Source organism: bacterium endosymbiont of Bathymodiolus sp. 5 South, from assembly GCF_900128535.1.
Lineage (GTDB): Bacteria > Pseudomonadota > Gammaproteobacteria > PS1 > Pseudothioglobaceae > Thiodubiliella.
The window spans coordinates 1-5,435 of record NZ_FQTR01000119.1 but is presented as its reverse complement, the minus strand read 5'-3'; the positions used below and the strand labels follow the sequence as shown (position 1 = coordinate 5,435).

General features: G+C 37.8%; 7 protein-coding genes. All 7 read right to left on the bottom strand.

Annotation, left to right across the window (positions count from 1 at the left end; genetic code table 11):
- Window positions 1–100: 100 nt before the first annotated feature.
- Window positions 101–733, bottom strand: coding sequence for a sel1 repeat family protein (locus BBROOKSOX_RS08750; protein WP_139661103.1), 633 nt, complete (start codon window positions 731–733; stop codon window positions 101–103).
- Window positions 723–2,678 carry an RHS repeat domain-containing protein gene (locus BBROOKSOX_RS08745; protein ID WP_139661100.1) on the bottom strand — a complete coding sequence of 652 codons (1,956 nt, stop codon included), beginning with the start codon at window positions 2,676–2,678 and terminating at the stop codon, window positions 723–725. Before BBROOKSOX_RS08745 ends, BBROOKSOX_RS08750 begins: the two co-directional genes overlap by 11 nt.
- A 254-nt stretch (window positions 2,679–2,932) precedes the next feature.
- Window positions 2,933–3,427, bottom strand: a complete 495-nt coding sequence (locus BBROOKSOX_RS08740) for a hypothetical protein (RefSeq protein WP_139661097.1) — start codon at window positions 3,425–3,427, stop codon at window positions 2,933–2,935.
- Window positions 3,428–3,431: 4 nt separating this feature from the next.
- Window positions 3,432–4,682: an RHS repeat domain-containing protein gene (locus tag BBROOKSOX_RS08735; protein ID WP_139661095.1), complete on the bottom strand. Its 1,251-nt coding sequence runs from the start codon at window positions 4,680–4,682 to the stop codon at window positions 3,432–3,434.
- Window positions 4,683–4,726: 44 nt separating this feature from the next.
- The gene (locus BBROOKSOX_RS08730) at window positions 4,727–5,080 is read right to left on the bottom strand and encodes a hypothetical protein (protein ID WP_139661092.1); all 354 of its coding nucleotides are present in this window, start codon (window positions 5,078–5,080) and stop codon (window positions 4,727–4,729) included.
- Window positions 5,077–5,310, bottom strand: a complete 234-nt coding sequence (locus BBROOKSOX_RS08725; RefSeq protein WP_257607822.1) for a DUF4329 domain-containing protein — start codon at window positions 5,308–5,310, stop codon at window positions 5,077–5,079. Before BBROOKSOX_RS08725 ends, BBROOKSOX_RS08730 begins: the two co-directional genes overlap by 4 nt.
- A complete protein-coding gene (locus BBROOKSOX_RS12495) occupies window positions 5,265–5,414 on the bottom strand; it encodes a DUF4329 domain-containing protein (protein WP_373896623.1) in 150 nt (49 codons plus the stop codon). The genes BBROOKSOX_RS08725 and BBROOKSOX_RS12495 overlap by 46 nt, the downstream gene beginning before the upstream one ends.
- Window positions 5,415–5,435: the final 21 nt, after the last annotated feature.

Here is a 5,435-nt window from a genome sequence, read left to right as displayed (position 1 = left end):
ATAAGGGGTATTTTAGCAAAAGTTGGTTGATTTGTCTATGGTTATTGTTGGTTTTATTGTTATAAATCAATTTGTTGTGTGGTTTTTAAGGGTTGACTACTTACATTTCTCTAAATATTTCATCAGCATCTTTATTTTCATTAAATACTGCTGTATAACGATTAATAATTGTTTTAATTAACAATATTAAACTTTTAAGGTATTTTCCTTGTTGGCGATATATGCCTGCTGTTCTAATTGGGGCTGTTAAATTACCATGTTTAAATGCCTTTTGATAATAATCTAAAGCCTTATTTAAATCTTTTGTTACATAAAAACCATTTCTATAGAGATTTCCAAGAGCAGTTAATGCAACATGATCATTTATAGTAGATAAAATCTGATATATTTTATAAGCATTTTTATACTCCTTATCTAGCATATACAAAAGTGCTAAATTTACTCCAATATCCATCACATAAAAATTATCAAATACTTTTTTATGCCAATAAATGGCTTTTTTTCTATTATATTTAAATCCACTATAATTGTCTTCGCTTACATAGACACTAGCAATAAATGCTGAGGCGTACCATATATTTCTTTTATCAATTTCTGGAATTAGATCAATAAGTTTTTGACATTTTTTTGTTTCCATACATTCATAAAACGCTTCATAGACCATCTTATATTCATCTTCATTATAAGTTAAATCATGAAATTCACTGATAGATATTAATGGTTTATTTTCCACGAGTGATGCGATTTCGAAACATATTTTGATTTTCAATTAACTTTCTTATGGCTCTCTTTTGCAATTGTTTGGTGATGACGATATCTTCAAAAATACTAGATGCGGCTTGACCAATTTTTGAAGTTGGAGGGAGCCCACAAAGTATCGTTACAACACACAAATTTTTTGTAATTTTTGGATGTTTAGCCATAAACCTGAGAAGCTTTACACTTCCATATGCTGATGCACCCGGTACAGGAATCAAAATTAGTGTAGCATCAAACAAAAGTTCTTGTTCTTCTGCCGACATAGGTCTAACATCACCATAATCATTTCCATGACAGCGACCCATACACTCATATTGTTGTTTCGGACCATGCGTCCACTCATTAAACAAATACCTAAACGCCCCCGTCTGTGCCCCGTTTGCGAATTTACCACCGCCAATCACCGAGATGGTGCCACCAACAACCGCATCTCTAGCAGTATTGCCAATCATCTCAAACATATTCTTTGAATGTCCTGATGATCCAAGGTAAGAGCCAAGTGAACCTGATAAAAAACCAGCACCAAAACTACCGCCCATTCTGTCTTGCACGATACCGCCTGCTAATCCATGAGCGGCTAAGGTTTTCATAGAGCCTGATTCCCAACCTGGGTTGTATTGCATTTTGCCATTAGCGCCCATTTTGCCTCCTCTTAGTTCTCCGATACCCATAAATAAAGCAGCACTCAATCCTGCGCCTTGAGCGGCTTTGCCACTACCTGTTGCGATGTAGGTTACAGAGTAAGTCACGGCATAAGCGATTATTATTTTTGCTAAGAACAGTTTGGTGCCAATAGCAGCAATCACTGCGTTAGTGGAAACTGCAGAAATAATACCCAATATAATGCCAAAAAAGTTTCCAGTAGGATCGGTGTATTTCAGCGGGTTGTTTACAACATAACTGTATCTGTTGTAACTCTGTGTGTTGTAAGGGGCTTGGATGTATGGATCAGCACTGAGGAACCTTCCAATTTGTGGGTCATACACTCTACCGTTCATGTGTATCAACCCCATCTCATCAATGTGCTCATGACCTGTAAAGCCTCGATTGGTTAGGGTGGGGATGATAGGCAGTAACGGATCAGATGCCCTCCAATCGCCTTTGCGTCTTTCACCGAAGGCTGCGTAACTCATTCTCTCAACGATGTTGCCTTGTCCATCGGTGATGGTGTCGATGGAGCCGAGGTTGTCGTAGTGGAGGTAGCGGGTTTTGTCAGGGATTGGTGTTGTTGGCGTATTTGTTGTGTCCGATGTGCCTGCTGTACTCGTTGTGTCGGTTTTGATGTGAATGGCAATTAGTTGTTTATCTAGATAGATAAAGTGCTTATGCTCAGTATTGGTATTTTGTTTGATTTGCTCATAGACTTTACCGAAGTATTGAGTGGTGATGGTGGTGTTGTCGCTACTTCTTGTTTGCACTTTTTGGTAACGGCTTCTATCAGGACCGTAGGTGAAGGTTGTAGAGTCTGTGCCTTTAGTGAATTGCTTTGGTTTGTTGAAGGATGTCCAAGTAATGGATTTATTGCCATTTTTGGTCATGCTGCCATTGGCATCATAGGTGTAGGTTCTGTCTTGGTTGTTGGTATGGGTTTTTAGACCTGCGATTGAGTTTGGTGTGTGGGGATGGGTGCTATTAACACCATTAACAGCGTTATAACTGTAATCACCGACATCAGATTTGTTGGTGATATTGCCATTGATGTCGTATTGGTAACTAACGGCATAACTATAATCAACATCATCAATCTTACCGGTGGTGCTTGATTGGGTTAGGCGGTCTAGGGCGTCATAAGTAAAGCCTTCGCTTAAACCTGAGATATGGTTTTGTCTTTGTGTGACATTGTCCATTAAGTCATATTCATATTCTAGGTTACGGATTTCATCAGGCTGGTTGGATGGATTGTTTAATAAATTGCACACTGACCCTAATTATTTCATTTTCTGTGGAATGTGTTGTACTTGTAAATTGAACTCAAGGCGTCCCTAATATCTCCAACTATACTTGATAAAAAGCCTGCTGCATAAATATTTAATCCTAGGATAAATAAAATACCAATAAAAAAAAGGGTAGCGTCCCCAATATCTTTAAAATTAAAAAAAGGGTAGCGTCCCTATATCCTCTATATCTCTGGGGCTTCAGCCTGCCCCATTATTTGTAATTCCCATTTCTCCATCTAAGGATAAGCAAAAATTTTTAATTCTCCTTTATTCCAATTCATATAAATTAGCTTGTTTGTATCCATTCTCCTTCTTCCTGAAGGTCTAGTGCCAGTAAACAAATAACCATCCAAACTTGTAGTGATTTCTCGATATGGGTAACATTTATAAGCAATCGAGTCAAGAGTAATTCGCAAATCTTCTTTTGCACTGGAGCTAGAGCTTGTAGCAGGATAATTGTAACGAGACATTTTCAAAATATGACTAATATTGCTTGGATTTGGAAGCATGGGAGACTCATGTAATTTAATAAATTCATATTCAATACCATAGTGTTTTTTAGAAAATTCTGTGGTTGTCTTAGTTAAATAATTTTCTGCACAGGATTTTGCCTCAGCAAACACCAAAGAATAAGCCTCTACTCTATCCTCTGGTTTGTTTACTAGCCAAATAGACCAAGCAAAAGCCACAAAGAATATTAGCAATAAAGCGATTAATATATATTTTCTCATAGTATCACCATCCGCCTGGTGGATCTCGTAGCAGCATCCCTCTATCAACCTTCCTTAATAGTTTTCCGTTATACGGCGGACCTTCACGACGCCAAAGTTTATCAGTTACATTTTCCATAAAAAACCTGCTGCCGTCTACTTTTAGTAAATATGAAGAACCATCCAGAATATACAATCTACTTTTTTGCATTGATTCATAGGTTACATCATATTGACGTTGCCATATATTTTCAAGTACATTAAGTAGTATAGTGAAAGGGTTTGTGTGTTTCATATTGCTAGGTACCATACTTGAGATTCCAAAAGGAAGAACTGCCTCATATTCGGCAACAGTTATTTCTCCCATTCGGAGTGTCTTCACCTTTCCAGTTTTTCTCTCGCCATGATATTCGGTGTATAATTTGTCAATAATTTGATGCATATCATCATTAAACAAATACCTAAACGCCCCCGTCTGTGCCCCGTTTGCGAATTTACCACCGCCAATCACCGAGATGGTGCCACCAACGACTGCCTCTCTAGCGGTGTTGCCAATCCTAGAATTTCCTGATGAACTAAGATAAGAGCCGAGTGAACCTGATAAGAAACCAGCACCAAAACTACCGCCCATTCTGTCTTGCACGATACCGCCTGCTAATCCATGAGCAGCTAAGGTTTTCATAGAGCCTGATTCCCAACCTGGGTTGTATTGCATTTTGCCATTAGCGCCTATTTTACCTCCTCTTAGTCCTCCGATACCCATAAATAAAGCAGCGCTCAGTCCTGCGCTTTGGGCGGCTTTGGCGCTGCCTGTTTCGATGTAGGTTACAGAGTAAGTCACGGCGTAAGCAATCGCCATTTGAACAAAGATATTCGTAACATTTACTACAATAGCCTTGGTAATCGTTGCCGCTATAAGAGCAAGGGAACGATACCCATCTGGATCAGTGTATTTAAGTGGATTGTTCATTACATAACTGTATCTATTGTAACTCTGGGTATTGTAAGGGGCTTGGATATAGGGATCAGCACTGAGGAATCTTCCAATTTGTGGGTCATACGCTCTACCGTTCATATGTATCAACCCCATCTCATCAATGTGTTCGTGTCCAGTAAAGCCTCGATTGGTTAGGGCGAGGATGATAGGTAGTAGTGGATCGGATACTCTCCAATCGCCTTTGCGTCTTTCACCAAAGGCGGTGTATGCCATGCGCTCAACGATGTTGCCTTGTCCATCGGTGATGGTGTCTATTGAGCCGAGGTTGTCGTATGGCACAAGACATATTTTAACAAGGTTTTTAATAAAGGGTAGCACCCTTATTATTTATAAAACATAACTTTAATAATTTTCATAGTATGCTTATCTATATGATAAAATCCAAAACCTCCACCCAGCATGGGTTGATTCCATGGAATACTAAGTTCAACAATATACAAATCTTTGGATTCAGATATGTTAACTATCCAGTTTTCTATTTTTTTACTTTTGTCAGAAAAAAAATCTTTATAAACAACACTAAACACTTCTAAATATTTAGCAGGCATTGTTATAGGTTTTTTATAACTTTCTATAATATCAAAATCAATATATTTCTCCACAATATATTTATCCATATCAGCCATAACATGAGTATTTATAAAAATAAAAATAAATAAAAACAGCGCCTTCATCATTGTAATCTAGTAATTGTATCATTAACATAATTATAATATTTAATTTTACCCGAAGGAGTCGCTAAATATCCATCCATTTCATGAGATTTTGCAAAAGGAATGTCTCCTCGCCCATCATAGGTATCAGAAAAAATTTCGTTGTCGTATTTTGGATCATACGCTCCATGAGTGTGATAATAAGCCATTACATTAGCGCCATTAGGTGCTGGTGCATTAGAGGTTGCACTGATGCATTATCACCTGCTATCGGTCCAGTGAATGAATAAGACCCATCTGAATTTTCATAAATCAAGCCACCATACTCTCTATTTTCAGAAATGGAAGTAGCATTAATTTTTAGAGCATGAATTGCAAC

What these genes read in the sequence shown, in the direction of transcription:
- BBROOKSOX_RS08740 (WP_139661097.1), bottom strand. Translation starts at nt 3,427, where the DNA reads ATGAGAAAATATATATTAATCGCTTTATTGCTAATATTCTTTGTGGCT.
- BBROOKSOX_RS08730 (WP_139661092.1), bottom strand. Translation starts at nt 5,080, where the DNA reads ATGATGAAGGCGCTGTTTTTATTTATTTTTATTTTTATAAATACTCAT.